Origin of the sequence: Muricoccus vinaceus, assembly GCF_042433125.1 — a bacterium.
Classification (GTDB): Bacteria; Pseudomonadota; Alphaproteobacteria; order Acetobacterales; family Acetobacteraceae; genus Roseomonas; species Roseomonas vinacea.
In genome coordinates this window covers 180,366-198,030 of record NZ_JBHLVZ010000069.1, presented here as the reverse complement: position 1 = coordinate 198,030, position 17,665 = coordinate 180,366, and the positions used below count along the sequence as shown (strand labels likewise).

General features: G+C 73.4%; 18 protein-coding genes and 1 tRNA gene. 10 read left to right on the top strand and 9 right to left on the bottom strand.

Annotation, left to right across the window (positions count from 1 at the left end; genetic code table 11):
- The first annotated feature begins 63 nt into the window (after nt 1–63).
- From ACFFIC_RS19935 to ACFFIC_RS19920, 4 genes are all read left to right on the top strand, one after another.
- A complete protein-coding gene (locus tag ACFFIC_RS19935; protein ID WP_377053581.1) occupies nt 64–519 on the top strand; it encodes a GatB/YqeY domain-containing protein in 456 nt (151 codons plus the stop codon).
- Between the two features lie 42 nt (nt 520–561).
- Nucleotides 562–2,445, top strand: coding sequence for a DNA primase (dnaG, locus tag ACFFIC_RS19930; protein ID WP_377053579.1), 1,884 nt, complete (start codon nt 562–564; stop codon nt 2,443–2,445).
- 75 nt (nt 2,446–2,520) lie between these two features.
- Nucleotides 2,521–4,464, top strand: a complete 1,944-nt coding sequence (gene rpoD / locus ACFFIC_RS19925) for an RNA polymerase sigma factor RpoD (RefSeq protein WP_377053577.1) — start codon at nt 2,521–2,523, stop codon at nt 4,462–4,464.
- Nucleotides 4,465–4,474: 10 nt separating this feature from the next.
- Nucleotides 4,475–5,038, top strand: coding sequence for a GNAT family N-acetyltransferase (locus ACFFIC_RS19920; protein ID WP_377053575.1), 564 nt, complete (start codon nt 4,475–4,477; stop codon nt 5,036–5,038).
- A gap of 22 nt (nt 5,039–5,060) precedes the next feature.
- Here ACFFIC_RS19920 and ACFFIC_RS19915 read toward each other — a convergent pair whose 3' ends face one another.
- The gene (locus ACFFIC_RS19915) at nt 5,061–5,363 is read right to left on the bottom strand and encodes a hypothetical protein (protein ID WP_377053573.1); all 303 of its coding nucleotides are present in this window, start codon (nt 5,361–5,363) and stop codon (nt 5,061–5,063) included.
- Between the two features lie 242 nt (nt 5,364–5,605).
- Here ACFFIC_RS19915 and ACFFIC_RS19910 point away from each other — a divergent pair, with 242 nt between their 5' ends.
- Entirely contained in the window at nt 5,606–6,400 is a 795-nt protein-coding gene (locus ACFFIC_RS19910) for an alpha/beta hydrolase (protein ID WP_377053571.1), read from the top strand.
- 143 nt (nt 6,401–6,543) lie between these two features.
- Nucleotides 6,544–7,740, top strand: a complete 1,197-nt coding sequence (locus tag ACFFIC_RS19905) for an MFS transporter (protein WP_377053569.1) — start codon at nt 6,544–6,546, stop codon at nt 7,738–7,740.
- Here the strand turns inward: ACFFIC_RS19905 and ACFFIC_RS19900 are convergent.
- A complete protein-coding gene (locus ACFFIC_RS19900) occupies nt 7,679–8,026 on the bottom strand; it encodes a hypothetical protein (RefSeq protein ID WP_377053567.1) in 348 nt (115 codons plus the stop codon). The two genes, ACFFIC_RS19905 and ACFFIC_RS19900, sit on opposite strands and share 62 nt — an antisense overlap.
- A gap of 7 nt (nt 8,027–8,033) precedes the next feature.
- Nucleotides 8,034–8,564 (bottom strand): inorganic diphosphatase, encoded by a 531-nt coding sequence (gene ppa, locus ACFFIC_RS19895; RefSeq protein WP_377053565.1) that lies wholly within the window; start codon nt 8,562–8,564, stop codon nt 8,034–8,036.
- Between the two features lie 230 nt (nt 8,565–8,794).
- Here ppa and ACFFIC_RS19890 point away from each other — a divergent pair, with 230 nt between their 5' ends.
- A complete protein-coding gene (locus ACFFIC_RS19890; RefSeq protein WP_377053563.1) occupies nt 8,795–10,039 on the top strand; it encodes an E22 family MetX-like putative esterase in 1,245 nt (414 codons plus the stop codon).
- Nucleotides 10,040–10,058: 19 nt separating this feature from the next.
- Nucleotides 10,059–10,131, top strand: a tRNA-Ile gene (locus ACFFIC_RS19885).
- 4 nt (nt 10,132–10,135) lie between these two features.
- On the opposite strand, the gene ACFFIC_RS19880 is transcribed toward ACFFIC_RS19885, so the two are convergent.
- The 3 genes from ACFFIC_RS19880 to ACFFIC_RS19870 form a co-directional block, all read right to left on the bottom strand.
- Entirely contained in the window at nt 10,136–12,709 is a 2,574-nt protein-coding gene (locus ACFFIC_RS19880) for an AsmA family protein (RefSeq protein ID WP_377053561.1), read from the bottom strand.
- 37 nt (nt 12,710–12,746) lie between these two features.
- On the bottom strand, nt 12,747–13,721 hold the full coding sequence (locus ACFFIC_RS19875) for an RluA family pseudouridine synthase (protein WP_377053559.1): 975 nt from the start codon (nt 13,719–13,721) through the stop codon (nt 12,747–12,749).
- 189 nt (nt 13,722–13,910) lie between these two features.
- A complete protein-coding gene (locus tag ACFFIC_RS19870) occupies nt 13,911–14,117 on the bottom strand; it encodes a hypothetical protein (RefSeq protein WP_377053557.1) in 207 nt (68 codons plus the stop codon).
- 74 nt (nt 14,118–14,191) lie between these two features.
- Here ACFFIC_RS19870 and ACFFIC_RS19865 point away from each other — a divergent pair, with 74 nt between their 5' ends.
- Nucleotides 14,192–14,716 carry a GNAT family N-acetyltransferase gene (locus ACFFIC_RS19865; RefSeq protein ID WP_377053555.1) on the top strand — a complete coding sequence of 175 codons (525 nt, stop codon included), beginning with the start codon at nt 14,192–14,194 and terminating at the stop codon, nt 14,714–14,716.
- Between the two features lie 66 nt (nt 14,717–14,782).
- Nucleotides 14,783–15,250, top strand: a complete 468-nt coding sequence (locus tag ACFFIC_RS19860; protein WP_377053553.1) for a YybH family protein — start codon at nt 14,783–14,785, stop codon at nt 15,248–15,250.
- Nucleotide 15,251: 1 nt separating this feature from the next.
- Here ACFFIC_RS19860 and ACFFIC_RS19855 read toward each other — a convergent pair whose 3' ends face one another.
- The 3 genes from ACFFIC_RS19855 to ACFFIC_RS19845 are packed head-to-tail and all read right to left on the bottom strand — an operon-like array spanning nt 15,252 to nt 17,574.
- Entirely contained in the window at nt 15,252–15,851 is a 600-nt protein-coding gene (locus ACFFIC_RS19855; protein WP_377053551.1) for a DUF938 domain-containing protein, read from the bottom strand.
- On the bottom strand, nt 15,848–16,237 hold the full coding sequence (gene crcB, locus ACFFIC_RS19850) for a fluoride efflux transporter CrcB (RefSeq protein ID WP_377053549.1): 390 nt from the start codon (nt 16,235–16,237) through the stop codon (nt 15,848–15,850). Before crcB ends, ACFFIC_RS19855 begins: the two co-directional genes overlap by 4 nt.
- The gene (locus tag ACFFIC_RS19845; protein WP_377053667.1) at nt 16,234–17,574 is read right to left on the bottom strand and encodes a replication-associated recombination protein A; all 1,341 of its coding nucleotides are present in this window, start codon (nt 17,572–17,574) and stop codon (nt 16,234–16,236) included. The genes crcB and ACFFIC_RS19845 overlap by 4 nt, the downstream gene beginning before the upstream one ends.
- Nucleotides 17,575–17,665: the final 91 nt, after the last annotated feature.

The window sequence follows — 17,665 nt, the reverse complement described above, 5'->3', positions numbered from 1 at the left end:
GCCGGGCAGACGCCCACCCCATTCCCCTCTAAACCCCGCCCCCCACCACCACGGAGACCCCCCATGAGCCTGCGCGCCCGCTTCACCGAGGAAATGAAGGCGTCCATGCGCGCCGGGGACGCCGCCCGCACCTCCACCATCCGCATGGTCATGGCCAAGCTCAAGGACGCCGACATCGCGGCGCGCCCGACCGGCGTGGATGCCATCCCGGACGAGGCCATCACCTCCCTGCTCCGCGGCATGGTGAAGTCCCGCCGCGAATCGGTGGAGATGTACCGCCAGGGCAACCGCCCCGAGCTCGCCGCCAAGGAGGAGGCCGAGATCGCCGTGATCGAGTCCTTCCTGCCCCAGCAGATGGACGACGCCGCCATGCAGGCCGCCGTGAAGGAGGCCGTGGCCGAAACCGGCGCCACCTCCGTCAAGGACATGGGCAAGGTCATGGCCGCCCTGAAGGCGAAGCACGCCGCCGTGCTGGACATGGCCAAGGCCGGCCCGATGGTGAAGGCCGCGCTCGGCTGACGCTGGGATGATGTAGCCGGAGGGGATACAAGGAAGGGGCCGATGCCCCTTCCGCCCAACTTCCTCGACGAGCTCCGCGCCCGCACCCCGCTGGCCCCCCTGATCGGCCGCCGCGTCCGCCTCGCCCGCAACGGCCGCCAGTGGAAGGGCTGCTGCCCCTTCCACAACGAGAAGACCCCCTCCTTCTACGTCTACGACGACCACTACCACTGCTTCGGCTGCGGCCAGCACGGCGACGCCATCGGCTTCACCATGGCCACCGAGGGCCTGGCCTTCCGCGAGGCCATCGAGCGCCTCGCCGGCGAGGCCGGCCTGGAAATCCCGAAGGAGTCCCCCCGCCAGGTCGCGAAGGAAGCCCGCGCCCGGGACCTCCACGACGTCCTCCAGGCCGCCGCCGAAGCCATGCAGCGCCGCCTCCACACCCCCGAGGGCCGCCCCGCGCTGGACTATCTGAGGAAGCGCGGCCTTTCCGACGACACCATCGCCCGCTTCGCCCTCGGCTGGTCCGGCAGCGGCCGCGGCGCCCTGGCCGCCGAGCTCAAGCCGCTCGGCATCGAGCCCCGCCAGCTCGCCGAGGCCGGCCTCACCAAGCCCGCCGAGGGCAGGGAAGGGGCCTTCAACGACTTCTTCTTCAACCGCGTCATCTTCCCCATCCGCGACCGCCGCGGCCGCATCGTCTCCTTCGGCGGCCGAACCTTAGGCGACGGCCAGCCCAAATACCTGAACGGCCCGGAAACCGACGTCTTCTCCAAGCGCCGCACCCTCTACGGCCTGGACATGGCGCGCGAGGCCGTCTTCCGCGGCCGCGCCCGCCTCGTGATCGCCGAGGGCTACATGGACGTCATCGCCCTCCACCAGGCCGGCTTCGAGGGCGCCGTCGCCCCCCTCGGCACCGCCCTGACCCCCGAGCAGATGGACGAGATCTGGCGCGTCACGCCCGAACCCGTCCTCTGCCTCGATGGCGACGCCGCCGGCCTCCGCGCCGCCGCCCGCACCAGCGAGATGGTCCTCCCCCTCGTCTCGCCCGAGCGCACGCTGCACTTCGCGACCCTGCCCCAGGGCCAGGACCCCGACGACCTCATCGCCGCGAAAGGCCCCGCCGCCTTCGAGGCCGTGCTCGCCGCGGCCAAGCCCCTGTCCTCCGCCCTCTACGACCTCATGGCCGAGGGCCGCCCCCTCGGCACCCCCGAGGGCCGCGCCGCCTTCCGCAACGACCTCGCCGCCGCCGCCGGCCGCATCGCCGACAAGTCGCTCGCCTCCGAATACCGCGGCGCCCTCCTCAACCGCTTCTTCGAGACCGCCCGTCCCCAGCGCCCGCCCCGCCCGGCTTTCACGCCCGGGTCCCGCAAGGGCGGCACCCCCTTCAAGCCCGCGCCCCGCCTTCCCCCCCGCGCCGCGCCCGAGGCCGGCAACACCCGCCTGCAGCAGGTGCGCTGCCTGCTGGCCATCACCCTGGCCCATCCATGGCTGCTGGATGAGGTGGAGGAAGCCTTCGCCCTGGTCGAGCTTCCCCACGGCCCCCCCTCTGCCCTGCAGGCGGCCCTCCTGGCCTGGCATGCAGGCCGCGCCCTCACGGATGTGTCAGATGTCACCATCCCCTCGCTTGACTCCGCCGATTTGCTTGACCACTTGAACTCGACCGGCCTGGAGGAGGCCCGGGCCTGGGTCATGGGCGCGACCGGCCTCCCGCGGGAGGCGAGCCCCGATGCCCAGCCCGCGGAGACCCTCGATGGCTGGTGGCACTTCTTCGGCTTCCTTCGCGGCGAGGGCGCGCTGATCGAGGATCTGGAAACGGCGAAACGCGACCTCGTGACGGCGAACGACGCCGCCGCACAGTCGCGCGTGATCCGCCTCTCCCAGGCCCTCTCCGCCCTCCGCCGCGGAGAGACCGGGCTGGAGGAGGGCGCCGAAAGCGCCTCTCCATAGTGTAGAGACCTTTTTCGGTCCCCGGCGGCGGCCGCATCCGCCTGCCGACGGGCCAACCCGTGGCGGGAGAAGAGCATGGCGACCAAGGTGGCGAACGGCACGGAGACGACGGAGCACCGCGACGAAGCGGTCGAGGGCGCGATGCTCGACAGCCTCGTGGCCTCGGTCAAGAAGATGCTCGCGAAGGGCAAGGAGCGTGGCTACGTCACCTATGACGAGCTGAACGCCGCCCTGCCGCAGGAGCATTTCACCTCCGAGCAGATCGAAGACACCATGGCGCTCCTCTCGGAGATGGGCATCAACCTCGTCGAGGCCGAGGAATCCGCCGACGAGGACACCGAAAAGAAGGCCCCCGCCAAGGCCGAGGGCGAGGAAGGGGCCGAGGAAGACCCCGAGAAGAAGGCGGACGACGAGGAATCGGGCGGCAACGTGGACGAGGAGTCCCTCGGCCGCACCGACGACCCCGTCCGCATGTACCTCCGCGAGATGGGCAGCGTGGAGCTGCTCTCGCGCGAGGGCGAGATCGCCATCGCCAAGCGGATCGAGGCCGGCCGCGACATGATGATCGGCGGCCTCTGCGAGAGCCCGCTGACCTTCCGCGCCATCGTCGGCTGGCACGAGGCCGTCCTCAGCGGCAAGATGCTGCTGCGCGACGTCATCGACCTCGAGGCCACCAACAACGCCGACATGCCCGACGGCCCCCCGCCCGAGGCCGAGGAGTTCGAGGAAGGCGAGGAGGGCGAGGGTGTCGGCCTCTCCCTTTCCGCGCTCGAGGAGAAGCTGAAGCCCGAGGCGCTCGCCGCCTTCGAGGCGATCGAGGCCGGCTACGGCCGCCTCGAGAAGATGTCCAACAAGCGGATGGACACCTACACCTCCGGGGGCGAGCTCGCCGGCCGCTCGGAGAAGTCCTACGAGAAGCAGCGCCTCGAGATCGTGGCCCTCGTGCAGAAGGTCCACCTGCACAACAACCGGATCGAGGAGCTGGTCGACCAGATCAAGGGCCTCTACCGCCGCCTTGTCGGCCTTGAGGGCCAGGTCCTGCGCCTCGCCGAAAGCCACAAGGTCAAGCGCGCCGAGTTCCTGGAGAACTGGCAGGGCGCCGAGATGGACCCCGCCTGGTTCGACCGCATCGCCAAGCTGAAGGGCAAGGGCTGGCAGGCCTTCCTGGCCCACTCGCGCGAACCCGCCGAGAACATCCGCAACGAGATCGGCAAGGTCGCCTCCCTCACCGGCCTTCCCGTCGGCGAGTACAAGCGCGTCTACGCCACCGTCTCGCGCGGCGAGCGCGACATGACCCAGGCGAAGAAGGAAATGATCGAGGCCAACCTCCGCCTCGTGATCTCCATCGCCAAGAAGTACACCAACCGCGGCCTGCAGTTCCTGGACCTGATCCAGGAAGGCAACATCGGCCTGATGAAGGCGGTCGATAAGTTCGAGTACCGCCGCGGCTACAAGTTCTCCACCTACGCCACCTGGTGGATCCGCCAGGCCATCACGCGCTCCATCGCCGACCAGGCGCGCACCATCCGCATCCCCGTCCACATGATCGAGACGATCAACAAGCTGGTGCGGACCAGCCGCCAGATGCTGCACGAGATCGGCCGCGAGCCCCAGCCGGAGGAACTCGCCGAAAAGCTCGGCATGCCGCTCGAGAAGGTCCGCAAGGTTCTCAAGATCGCCAAGGAGCCGATCTCCCTCGAAACGCCGATCGGCGACGAGGAGGACAGCCATCTCGGCGACTTCATCGAGGACAAGGCCGCCATCATCCCGCTGGACGCGGCCATCCAGTCCAACCTGCGCGAGGCCACCACCCGCGTGCTCTCCTCCCTCACCCCGCGCGAGGAACGGGTGCTCCGGATGCGCTTCGGCATCGGCATGAACACCGACCACACGCTCGAGGAAGTGGGACAGCAGTTCAACGTCACCCGCGAGCGCATCCGTCAGATCGAGGCCAAGGCGCTGCGCAAGCTCAAGCACCCCACCCGCAGCCGCAAGCTGCGCTCCTTCCTGGACAACTAAGATCCCGGGAATGCCTCACGGAACGCCCACGACCCCCGTGCAGGTCGAGGTCACCTTTCTCCGCATGGAGCGCCCGCCGGCCGACCCGCCGGCGGCGCTGCCGCCCGGTGCCGTCGTGCTGCCGGTGCCGGACTGCACCGTCGGCTTCTACCGCTATCTCTACGACCGCGTCGGCCGCGACCATTGCTGGTGGCTCCGCCGCACCCTGCCCGATGCCCGGATCGCGGCCATCCTGCGCGACCCCGCAACCACCATCCAGGTGCTCTACCGCAACGGCGAGCCCGCGGGCTTCCACGAAACCGAGCGACGCTGGGACGGCACCACCAACCTGTCCTATTTCGGCCTGATGCCCCACGCCATCGGCCAGGGCCTCGGCCGCGCCTTCCTGCGCCACGCCATCGATGCCGCCTGGGCCGGCCCCTGCTCCGTGCTCACGGTCAACACCTGCACGGCCGACCACCCGCGCGCCCTGCCCAACTACATCGCCGCCGGCTTCCGCGTGGTCCGCCGCGTGCGCGAGGAATGGCCGGTCCCCACCGACCTCGGCCTGCGCCTTCCCCAGCGCGCCTTCTAGAAGGGCAGGGGGAGCCGGAGCCTCAGTGCTCCCGCGCGAACTCCTCCACCACGCTGAACCCGCGCGTGGCCACCGCGATGAAATGCACCCAGAGCGACTGCGACAGGGCCTGGACCTCCTTGTCCCGCTTCGCCCGCTCATCGGCCAGGCTGTAGGCCGACATCCATTCCCGCATGGCGAAGTTGTCGCGCGCCGGGCCCGTCAGCCCCTGCGCCTCGCTCATGTCGATGATGCGGGCCGCAACCACGCTCCGGCCCCACCGCGTGCGCTGGTCCGGCGACAGCCGGTCCCATGCCAGCGCAGCCTCCAAGTCCGCGGCTTTCATCAAGCCCTCCCCCGATCCGCCCTCCGGTCGCACGGCGGCACCGAACCGTCGCGCATTCCAGCTTACGGTTTCCCCAACGCCGCTGTCCCCTTCGCGCCGGGGGGCTGACAGGCTTGTGTCCTCCTTGCCACCCCGGGGCGCCTTTCCGTGGCCGCGCGGCAACGCCCGCCCTCCGCCACGCCGTTGACCCCCTTTCCAAGCCTCCCTAGCCTTCCATCCAACAAAACCGGAGGAAATCGCCCGTGAACCGCAGGTCCATGATCGGCGCGCTGGCCGCCGCGCCCGCCACGGCAACGCTCGCTCAAGCCCAAACCGCCGCGCCAGCCCAGAAAACCTATGTGCTCGTCCACGGCGCCTATGGCGGCGGCTGGATCTGGCGCGACGTCGCCGCCGGCCTCCGCCGCATGGGCCACGAGGTCCGCACCCCCACCCAGACCGGCCTCGGCGAGCGCAGCCACCTCCTCTCCCGCCAGATCACGGTGGACACCCACATCGAGGACGTCGCCAACGTCATCGAAACCGACGAACTCCGCGACATCATCCTCGTCGGCCACTCCTATGGCGGCGTCGCCGTCACCGGCGTCGCCGACCGCCTCACCGACCGCATCCGCCACATCGTCTATCTCGATGCCCTGATCCCGGAGAACGGCGAGAAGGTCTTCGACATCCTCCCGGCGGGAATGGCGGACGGCCGCCGCAAGGTCGCCCAGGAACAGGGCGGCGGCGTCGCCCTCCCGGTTCCGGGGCCGGAAGGCTTCCCCATTCCCGCCAGCCCCAACAAGGACTGGTTCATGCGCCGCCTGCGCCCCCACCCCATCGGCACCTACGAGAGCCCGATGCGCCTCGCGAAGCCGGCCGGCGCCGGCCTCCCCGTCACCTATGTCGCCTACACCAGCCCCGCGCTCGCCTCGATCGAGCCCAGCCGCCAGCGCGCGAAAGCCAAGCAGGGCTGGCGCTACGTCGAACTCCCCGTGCCGCACGACGTGGAGATTCCCGACCCCAACCGGGTCGTCGAACTCCTCGCCGGGATCGGCTGAAGGGCCGGGGCGGCGGGGCAGGGGCCTCGCCGCCCCGGCCCGATGGTTGACGCCGGCCCCGGCATCGGCGCGCATGCCCCCATGCAGCCCCGCCGAAAACCGCGCCCGACCCCGGCCCGTGCCCCCGCCCGGCGCGTGCCCTGATGCCGCCCGCGATCTACGCCCTTCTTCTGGTCAACTTCGCGGTCGGCACCCAGGGCTTCGTGTTCGGCGGCCTGCTCGCCGAGATGGCCGCCGACCTCGGCATCGCCGTGGGCACGGCGGGGCTGGCCATCACGGCCTCCGCCGTCACCTTCGCCCTCGGCTCCCCGGTCTTCGCCGTCCTGCTCGCGGGGCGGGAGCGACGCGGCGTCCTCGCCACCGGCCTCGCGGTCCTGCTGCTCGGCAACCTCGCCTGCATGCTGGCCCCGGACTTTGGCACCCTGGTCGCGCTCCGGGTCGTCACCGGCACCGGCGCCGCGCTGGTCGGCGCGGTGGGCGGGGCCACCGCCGCGCAGCTCGTGTCCCCGGAGAAGCGCGGCCGTGCCCTGGCGCTGGTGCTGGGGGGCCTGACGCTGGCCTTCATGCTCGGCCTTCCCCTCGGCTCCCTCGCCGGGGGCGCCTATGGCTGGCGCGCCTGCTTCGCCCTCAGCGCCGCCGTCACCGCCCTGGCCCTCGCCGCCCTGGCCGCCGTCATGCCGAAGGTGCCGCCGGTCCCCGGCCCGGCCCCCAGCGCCAGGGCGCTCCTCCGCATCCCGCCCGTCCAGGCCGCCTTCGCCACCAACTTCCTGGCCTTCGCCGGCGCCTTCTGCGTGGTCGCCTTCACCGGCCCGCTGGTGAACCAGGTCACGGGCCTTTCGGGCGCCGCCGTCGGGCCCTTCCAGGCCTGCATCGGCGCGGGCTCCCTGCTCGGCCTCGCCTTCGGGGGCCGCGCCGCCGACTCGCCCGGCGGCCGCGCCGCCCTGGCCGCCGCCCTCGTCCTTCTCCTGCTCTGCCAGCTCGCCTATGCCGGGCTTCTCGCGGGCTGGGGCGGAACCCGCTCCGCCTGGCTCCTGGCCGGCACCATCCTGCTGAGCGCCGCCGCCCTCTTCGCCGTGGTGCCGATCCTGCAATCCCGCCTCGCCGCCCTGGCCGGCCCGGCCACCGCCCTGGCGCTCGCCCTCAACGGCTCCCTCGTCTCCCTCGGCCAGGGCGCCGGCGCCGCCGCCGGGGGCCTCGCCCGCAACCGCTTCGGCTTTGCCGCCGCCGGCCTGCTCGGCGCCACGGTGGTGGTCTCCGCCATCCTCGCGGCCCGCCGCGTCATCCCCGCATCCGCCGCCAGCCCCAGCGCACCAGGATCACCGTCCAGGCCAGGCCCGTGAGCAGCATGAAGGGCGCGGTGGCCAGCATCAGCCACCCCATCACCCCCATGGAGTAAAGCAGCGAGCCCAGCTCGGTCCCGAAGGGCCCGGCGCAGGGATGCACCGATCCCTCGTCCACCCGGCACCCCAGCGCATCCGCCACCACCGCCGTCGCCAGCACGGAAAGAAAAGGCGCCCAGGCCGCCAGCGTCACCGCCAGCAGCGCGAGGCGCCCCGCCCATCCCCAGCGGAACGGCCGCCCCGGCCCGATCCCCGGGGGAAGCCGGACCGGACCGGGCGCCCCCACGAAGGCCCTACTTGGCCGCGGCTGCGGCCGCCATGCCCTGCTGGATCAGCTCCGCCGCCTTCTCCGCCGAGCCCCAGCCGGTGATCTTCACCCACTTGCCCGGCTCCAGGTCCTTGTAGCGGGCAAAGAAGTGCTCGATCTGCTGGCGCGTGATCTTGGGCAGGTCGTCGCAGGACTGGATGTCCGAGAAGAACGGATGGATCTTGTCGTGCGGCACGCAGACGAGCTTCTCGTCCTGCCCCGCCTCGTCCTCCATCAGCAGCACGCCGATCGGCCGGCAGCGGATCACGCAGCCCGGCACCACCGGCGCCGGGATCAGCACCAGCGCGTCCGTCGGGTCGCCGTCATCGGCGATGGTGCCGGGAATGAAGCCATAGGCCGCCGGATAGGCCATGGGCGTGAACAGGAAGCGGTCCACCACCACCGCCCCGCTCTCCTTGTCCAGCTCGTACTTCACCGAGGACCCCTCGGGGATCTCGATGACCACGTTGATGTCCATCGGCGGCGCCTTGCCGGTCGGGATCAGGCTGGGGTTCATGGGGCTGCGGTCCTGGCTTTCATGGCGCGCCCCGCCGGCCCGGCGGCGGGCGCGTCGCCACTCGCGCGGCGGGCGCATCGCCGCCGGCCCGGCGGGCGCGCATCGCCGCGGAATGCGGCGAAGTGTCGCGGCGCTCCTAGCAGCGAAGCCCCAAACCGGCAATTCACCGGCTTGCCGGCCCCGCCAAGCCCGGCCAGCATGGCGCCAACGAAACGGGGAAAGCCGAAACGATGTCCGAGCCGCAGATCGCCCGCCGCGCCCTCCTGGCATCCTCCGTGCTGGCGGCCTCCCTCGCCACCCCCGCGCTGCTCGCCCCCCGCGCCGCCCAGGCCCAAGGCGCCGCCCCGAGCCCCGCCGCCGAGCCCCTGATCGTCCGCAAGCAGGTCTTCGAGGCCGGCGAGTACCGCACCCGCGGCGGCGGCACCGTCCCCAACGCCCGCATCGGCTACCAGACCGCGGGCACGCTGAACGCCGCCGGCGACAACGCCGTGCTCATCACCCACTTCTTCTCCGCCAACTCCCACGCCTTCGGCCGCTTCGCGCCCAACGGCCCCGCCGGCTACTGGGACAACATCGTCGGCCCCGGCAAGGCGATCGACACCAACCGCTTCTTCGTGGTGTCCAGCGACACGCTGGTGAACCTCAACCTCAACGACGCCACCACCACCAGCACCGGCCCCGCCACCATCGACCCCTCCACCGGCCGCCCCTTCGGCATGACCTTTCCGGTGGTCTCCATGCGCGACTTCATCGAGGTCCAGAAGAGGCTGCTCGACAGCCTCGGCGTGAAGCGCCTGGCCCTCGTCGCCGGCCCCTCCATGGGCGCGCTCCAGGCCATCGAATGGGCCTGCGCCTATCCGGAGATGATCGACCGCGTCATGCCCGCCGTCGCCACCGGCGACTTCGACGCCTTTCTGCTCGGCTGGATGGAGATCTGGGAGGTCCCCATCCGCACCGACCCCAACTGGCGCAACGGCGACTACTACGGCGCCGGCCGCGAGCCGCCCCTCCGCGGCCTCGCCGAGGCCCTGAAGATCGTCTCCCTCCAGGCGCGCGACCGCGGCTCCCTCGCCCAGTTCGCCCGCCGCCCCGCCGAGGGCCAGGACCCCGCCCGCCGCATCGGCGACAGCTTCGCGGTGGAGAAGTTCCTCGACGAAACCGCCACCGCCCGCGCCAAGACCGCCGACGCCAACGCCTTCCTGTATCTCACCCGCGCCAACCAGCTCTTCCTCAACGAATACCCGGGCACCGAGGCCGCGCTCGCCCGCAGCAAGGCCTCCTGGCTCGTCCTCCCCGCGCCCGGCGACCACATCTTCCCCATCTCCTACGGCCGCGACCTCGGCGAATCGCTGCGCAAGGCGGGCCGCCCCGTCACGGTGTTCGAGCTGGAGGGCGGCCTCGGCCACCTGGAAGGCGTCGCCTCCATGAACAAGGCCGAAGCCGCGATCCGCACCTTCCTCGGAACCCGCACCTGATCTAGAGAGCGCAACGGACGGGCCGGTAGCTCAACGGTTAGAGCTGGCCGCTCATAACGGCTTGGTTGCGGGTTCGATTCCTGCCCGGCCCATCCCCTACCGCCCCAGCAGCCCCCGCAGCAGATCCTGCACCCGGGGCTCCCGCGGCCGTGCCGCCGGGGCCGGCGCCGCGGGCGCCTGCCCCGCCGCCGGGGCCTCCCCCCGCGCCACCGCCAGCTGCGCCGCGCAATCCGCCCCCGCGGGCTGCCCGCCGCGCCCGCCCAGCAACCCCTCCGCCAGGGCCCCCAGCGCCGCCGTGTCCGCATCGTCGGACCGCCGGGCCAGGCCCCCCAGCACCCCCGCCGCCGCGGCCGCCGCCGCGTTCGGGTCCACGGAGAAGCGCGGCGCCCCGAACCGCCCTGTCACCCCCAGCGGCGTGGTCAGCGAAACATCGCCCACCCGCACCACCGGCCGCAGCCGGAAGGCCAGCGTCTCGTCCCCCAGATTGGCCGCCCCCGCCCCGGTGGTGCTCGCCACCCGCGTGTCCAGCAGCAGCGCCCGCGATTGCGCCACCCCGCCCGCCACATCGAAGCGCAGCGCCAGGCAGCGGATCTCCGCCGCCCCGCCCACCGCATCCGCCGGCACCACGCCCCGCAGCGCCGAGGCCGCGCCCGCCAGCAGCCCCGGCTCGATCCGCCCACCCGTCATGGCCAGCCCCAGATGCCCCGAAAGGCTCGCCGCCACGGCGCGCGTCCCCGCCCCCTCGCCGCGAAGCGATACGTCCAGCGCCCCCGGCCCCTCCACCGGCGAATGCCCGCCGAGCGCCCGCAGCAGCGGCCCCGGATCAACCCCGCCCTCGCCGCTGCGCAGATCCAGCGAAAGCCGCGGCACCGTCCCGTCCGCCTCCACCGACCCCTTGCCGGAAACCACCCCGCCGGGAGTCACCGCCGCGAAGCGCTCCACCACCAGCTTCCGCCCGCCCAACACCGTGCGCGTCGATACGTCCCGCCAGTCCGCCCCGCCCGAGCGAAGCGCCGCCACCGTCGCCTCCACGTCCAGCGCCAGGGCCGCATCGCGGACCGCCGAAACATCCAGGGGCACGTCCGGGATCACCCGCCCGTTCGCCCGCGCCGCCCCGGCCGGGGCGGGCGCGGCGGCCGGAGCCGCCGGGGCAGGCGCGGCCGGCGCATCGGGAGCCGGCGCAGCCGCCGCCGGGGCAGGGGAGGGCGCCGCCGCCCCGCGCCCCGCCCGCAGCGCATCCGCGTCCACCCGCTCCATCGCCACCCGGACCACCGCCTGCGGCGGCGCCCCGCCGCGCCACGCCACCGTCCCCCGTCCCGCCGCCTCGCGGGAGGCCAGCACCGCCTCCGTCACATCCACCCCCTCCGCCAGCACCCGCGCCCGCCCCTCCAGCGAGGCATCGTGCAGCCCCGGCAACCCCGCCAGCCCGGCGCGCGCGCCCAGCGCCGCCACGTCGGGCACCCGCAGCGATGCCGCCCAGTCCGTCCCCGCGAGCGCCCAGCCGGCCGCGAGCCCGCCCTGCAAGGCCGCCTGGACGCCCTCTCCCTCCAGCGTCACCGCCAGGGGCAGCGCCTGCCCCGCCATGGCCGCTCCCAGGGCCCCGCCCCGCCCGCTCACCGCCAGCGGCAGGTCCCCGATCCGCGCCGTGCCCGACAGCGTCACCGGCGCCTCCGGCGAATCCGCCGAAACCTGCACCGCACCCAGCGCCAGAACCCGCCCCGCCAGCGGCACCGCCGCCTCCGCCACCGAGGCGTGCAGCGACCGCAGCCCCGCCGGCCCCTCGGCCTCCGCCACCAGCGACAGCCCCCGCGCCTCCGGCAGCGCCACCCCCGGCAGGGCCGGCGCCAGCCGCGCGGCCTGGTCCGCCGTCACCGCCACCCGCGCCCGCCATCCTCCGGCGCGGAAGGGCAGGGCCAGCCCCCCGTTCGCCTCCGCGTTCACGCCCGGCGCCGATATTCCCAGCCGGAAGGGCCATTCCCCCGAAGGGGCCTCGCCCAGCAGCGCCGCCAGCGGCCCGGTGGAGCCGTTCACCGTGGCCTCCACCCCGCGCGCGGCCACCCGCCCCTCGGCCAAAATCCCCTGCCCGGAGCCCCGCAGCACCAGCCGCGGCACCCCCACGACCTCCTCGCGTCCCCCGGAACGCCAGGTGACCCGCCCGCCCTCGACCGCCACCGCCTCCACATCCAGCCCGAAGGGCCGCGACGGCGCCGCCGCCGGCCCGGGCGCCGCGTCCGGCCGCGGCGCGCGGTCGAACTGCCAGTTCCCGCGCCCGGCCGCATCCACCTCCAGCAGAAGGTCGGGCTCCACCAGCACCAGGCGCCGCAGCTCCACCCGGCGGGACAGGAGCGGCATCAGCGCCACCTCCGCCTCCACCCGCCGCGCCCGCAGCATCTCCGGCCTGGAACCGCCGGGCGCATTGGCCAGAACCGGCCCGTCCAGCGTGATCGTCGGCACCAGGGAAAGCTTCACCCCCACCGGGCCGGTCAGGCTGAACGCCCGCCCCGTGGCCGCCCGCACCGCCGCCTCCACCCGCGGCCGGATCGCGTCCGACCGCACCAGCAGCAGCAGCCCCGCATAGCCCGCCACGGGCACCCCGACCGCGAGCACGCCGAGCCCGATCAGCCAGGGCCGCCACCGCCGGGAACCTCGGGCGCGCGCGGGCAGGGTCATGCATCACTCTCCAGCAGAAGCAACCGCGCTGAGAACGTCAGCGAACCCGCTTCGCCTGCGGCGTCTTGGGCCGGTCGAAGCCGAGAAACGCGAAGCTCTCGTTCATATGCGGCGGCAAGGGCGCCGAAACCGACAGCGTCCCCCCCTCCGGGTGCGGCAGCTCGATCGTCCGCGCGTGCAGGTGCAGCAGCCCCGACATCCCCTCCAGATGCGCCGCCGCGCCCCCGTACTTCCCGTCCCCCAGGATCGGGCACTTCAGCGCCGCCGCGGCATGCACGCGCAACTGGTGCGTCCGCCCCGTCAGCGGGTTCATCTCCAGCCAGGACACATGCTTGCGCGCATTGTCCACCACCCGGAAGTCGGTGATCGCCACCGCCCCGTCCTCGCCCTCCTCCGCGGGTCCCGTCCGCTCCCCCCGCGGCCCGCCCTGCCGCGCCAGCGCCATGTTGATCCGCCCGGCCAGCGGGTGCGGCCGCCCCACCACCAGCGCCCAGTAGGTCTTGTGCGCGTCCCGCCCGCGGAAGGCCGCCGCCAGCTTCGCGGCCGCCAGCCCGCTCCGCGCCAGCAGCAGGACCCCCGAGGTATCCTTGTCCAGCCGGTGCACCAGCCGCGGCCGCTCCTCGTGCCCGAAGCGCAGCGCGTCCAGCATCCCGTCCAGGTGCCGCGCGATGCTGGGCCCGCCCTGCACGGGCAGCCCGTGCGGCTTGTCGATCGCGATCACCGAATCGTCGCGATAGATCACCGCCCGCTCCAGCATCCCCGCGTCCCGCTCGAAAACGGCGGGCCGCGCCGGCTCGGGGGAGGGCGCCTCCGGCATCGGCGGCACCCGGATCTCCTGCCCGGGCTGCAGCCGCGTCCCCGTTTCCGCCCGCTTTCCGTCCACCCGCACCTGCCCGGTCCGCAGCATCTTCTGCAGCGCCCCCTGCGTCAGGTTGGGATGGTGCCGGCGGAACCAGCGGTCTAGCCGGAGGTCGGCCTCGTCGGGGGAAACGGTGCGCAGTGCGATGGTCATCGGCTCAGCCCATACCAAGAAACGCGCCGCGCCCAAAAACGGTGGGCACGCGGCCCGGCCGCGGGGCGCCCTCGCGCGGGCTCCGTCCAGGCCTCGCCGATGGTGCGCCGGGGCGTGCCCGCGCGTCACGCCCGCCGTGATCGATCCCAGTGCGTCAAGGCCGCACAGCCTCTTTAGGCAAATATACCTTTACTTTGCCCGGCTCCCCATGCCACGCTCCCCCGCATCGCCGCTCGCCGGCACCTGGTCCGCCGTCACCACCCGCCCCGGCCAGAGCACCAGCGCCCCCTGCACCACCTGCACCCGGAAATGCGTCGGCCAGCCCAGCGCCTCCACCACGCGCCTGGGCAGGGTCAACTGGTTCTTGCTCGTCAGCTTCGCGGTTCTCGGCAGCATCGAACGCCCTCCACCCGGGGTAAGATGGTAAGATAGTAAGGAATTCACGCCGAAGCAAAGGAAAATAAACCCCTGTGTCGGCCCATCGCTTCCCGCCCATCCAGACCCCGCGCCTCACCCTGCGCCCCGCCACCCGCGACGACGCCGCCCCGCTCGCCGCCCTGATGACCCCCGCCATCTCCGCGCGCCTCGCCGCCTGGCCCCTTCCCTGGACCGCGGCCCGCATGGAGGCCCGCATCGCCGAATGGCGCTCCCTCGGCCTCGCCTGCACCGTCCTCCGCAGCGCGGACGCCACCCTGGTCGGATGGGTCCACGCCCTCCGCAAGCGCGCCGACCCCGCCCGCGCCACCATGGGCTGGTGGTGCGCCGAGCCCCACCAGGGCCAAGGCTTCATCCGCGAGGCCGCCACCGCCCTCCTTCCTGTCGCCTTCGCCCGCCTGGGCGTCGCCACGGTGGAGGCCGCCGCCCAGCCCGACAACCACGCCTCCCTCGCGGTCATGCGCGCCCTCGGCATGCACCCCGCCGGCGAGCGCCTGGACCACGCACCCGCCCGCAACCGCCGGGAGCGCGTCCTCCTCCACGAGGTCCATGCGCCCTGAACCCGCCCCTTGCGCGACGCCCCGTCCCCGTCCTCAAACGGTGGGCCCCAGGAGAGAACCGCCCGCATGCCCGTGAAGGCCGCCACCCCCGTCGATCCCCAGGACATCGCCCTGATCCGCGACTGGTTCCGCGAGCTGGCCGACCACGTCCGCGCCGTGGACTTCGCCCCCGCCCGCCGCCTCTTCGCCGAGGACTTCATCGCCTTCGGCACCCACAGCGACTTCCTCCACGGCCGCGACCAGGCCGAGGCCAACCAGTGGCGCCGCGTCTGGCCCACCATCGACGGCTTCACCTGGCGGCTCGACGGCGTGCAGGCCGTGGTCTCGCCCGACCGCCTGCACGCCACCGGCATGGCCGTCTGGGACTCCACCGGCTACCGCGAGGACGGCACCCCCTTCGACCGCCTGGGCCGCGCCACCGTCACCTTCGCGCGCGGCGCCACCGGCGAGCCCTGGGTCGCCACCCACACCCACATGTCCCTCTTCCGCGGCACCCCCGACGCCTCGCACGGCAAGAAGCCCTCGCGAAGCTGACCTACGCCCGGCGGAACCGCAGCATCAGGTTGTTCGCCGGCATCGCCCGCACCTCCGGCGCCCCGAAGCCCGCATCCCCGGCCAGCGCCGCCACCGCCTCCAGGTCCCGCACGCCCCAGGCCGGGTCGCGCGCCCGCAGGTCGGCGTCAAAGGCCGCGTTGCTCGGCGCCGTGTGCGCGCCGCCCACCCGGTAAGGCCCGTAAAGCACCAGCGGCCCGCCCGATGGCAGCCGCGCCGCCGCGCCGCGCACCAGCCCCTCGGCCGCCGCCCAGGGCGCGATGTGGATCATGTTGATGCAGACCACCGCATCCACCGCCCCCACCGGCCAGTCGGCGGAGGCCGCGTCCAGCCGCACGGCCCCGCGGATGTTCGCCGCCTCCTCCGCCCAGGCGTCGATGCTCGCCAGCGCCCCCGCATCCGGATCGCTCGGCTGGAACACCAGCCCGGGCAACGCCTCCGCGAAATGCACGGCGTGCTCGCCCGAGCCGCTCGCCACCTCCAGCACCAGCCCCTCCGCCGGCAGCCAGTCCCGCAGCACCGCCAGGATCGGTCCCCGGTTCCGCGCCGCCGCCGGCGCCTGCCGCCGCACCGTCCCGCTCATGCCACCCTCTGCCCCGTGAACCAGCCCACCGCGAAAGCCCCCAGCCCCCCCGCGATCGTCACGCCGAGATAGGCCGCCGCCAGCGCCGGCGAGCGCCCGAACAGCGCCCCCGTGTCCAGCGAGAAGGCCGAAAAGGTCGTGAACCCGCCCAGGACGCCCGTCACCAGGAACAGCCGCATCTCCGGCGCCAGCGCCGCGCCCGCCGCCACCGCGCCGCCCACGATCCCGATCACCAGGCTCCCCGCCACGTTCACCGCCAGCGTCCCCCAGGGAAAATCCGCGCCGAGGTGCCGCAGCGCCAAGACCCCCACGAGGTGGCGCAGAACAGAGCCCACCGCGCCCCCCGCCGCCACGCAGAGCAGTGGCACCGCCGAGAGCGGGTTCACCGCTTCTCCTCCCTGAGGGCCGCCAGCCGCTCCAGGTGCCGCGCCACCCGCGCCTCCGCCCCCCGCTCCGTCGGCCGGTAAAGCCGCAGCCGCTCCATCCCGTCGGGGAAGTAGTTGGCGCCGGAGAAACCCTCCTCCGTGTCGTGGTCATAGGCATAGTCGCGCCCGTAGCCGAGGCTCTTCATCAGCGTCGTCGGCGCGTTCAGGATGTTGGCGGGCGGCATCAGGCTCCCCGTCTCCCCCGCCGCCGCCTGTGCCGCCTTCCAGGCCACATAGGCTGCGTTGGACTTGGGCGCCGCCGCCAGGTGCAGCACCAGCTGCGCCAGCGCCAGCTCCCCCTCCGGGCTGCCCAGCCGCTCATAGGTTTCCCAGGCCGCCAGCGCCAGGGTCAGCGAGGCCGGGTCCGCCGCGCCCACATCCTCGGAGGCGAAGCGCAGCAGCCGCCGCGCGATGTAGCGCGCGTCCTCGCCGCCCTTGATCATCCGCGCGAACCAATACAGCGCCGCGTCGGGGTCGGATCCCCGCAGCGACTTATGCAGGGCCGAGATGAGGTTGTAGTGCTCCTCCCGGTCCTTGTCGTAGAGCGCGGCGCGGCGCGCCAGCAGCGAGGACAGCCCCGCCACGTCCAGCGCCCGCGTCCCCGCCGGCAGCGCCTGCAACTGCTCCGCCATGTTCAGCAGATACCGCCCGTCGCCATCCGCCATGGCGCGCAGCGTGGCCCGTGCGGCCTCGTCCAGCGGCAGCGGGCGCCCGCCCTCCGCCTCGGCCCGCTCCAGCAGCAGCTCCAGCGCCGCGTCGTCCAGCCGCTTGAGCACCATCACCTGGCAGCGCGACAGCAGCGCCCCGTTCAGCGCGAAGGAGGGATTCTCGGTGGTCGCCCCCACCAGCACCACGGTCCCGTCCTCCACCACCGGCAGGAAGCCGTCCTGCTGGGCCCGGTTGAAGCGATGGATCTCGTCCACGAACAACAGCGTCACCTGCCCGCTCGCCCGCCGCATCCGCGCCTCGTCGAAGGCCCGCTTGAGGTCGGCCACCCCGGAGAACACCGCGGACAGCGAGGCGAAGCGCAGCCCCGCCGCCTCCGCCAGCAGCCGGGCGATGGTGGTCTTCCCCACCCCCGGCGGCCCCCACAGGATCAGGGAGGCCAGCGCCCCCCGCCCGAGCATCCGGCTGAGCGATCCCTGCGGCCCCAGCAGCTGCTCCTGCCCGACGACATCCGCCAGCGTCCGCGGCCGCAGCCGGTCCGCCAGCGGCCGAGGCCCCTCGGCCCGCGCCTCCGGCGGCGGGTCGGCGGCGCCGAACAGGTCATCGGGGGCGGAGGGGCGGCGGGGCGGCATGGGCGCAGGATAGGCCATGCCGCCGCCGGCTTCGATGGGCGGCCCCCGCGCGCGGCCCGCCGATTCCCGCTAGAAGGGGAAAACGGAGGAA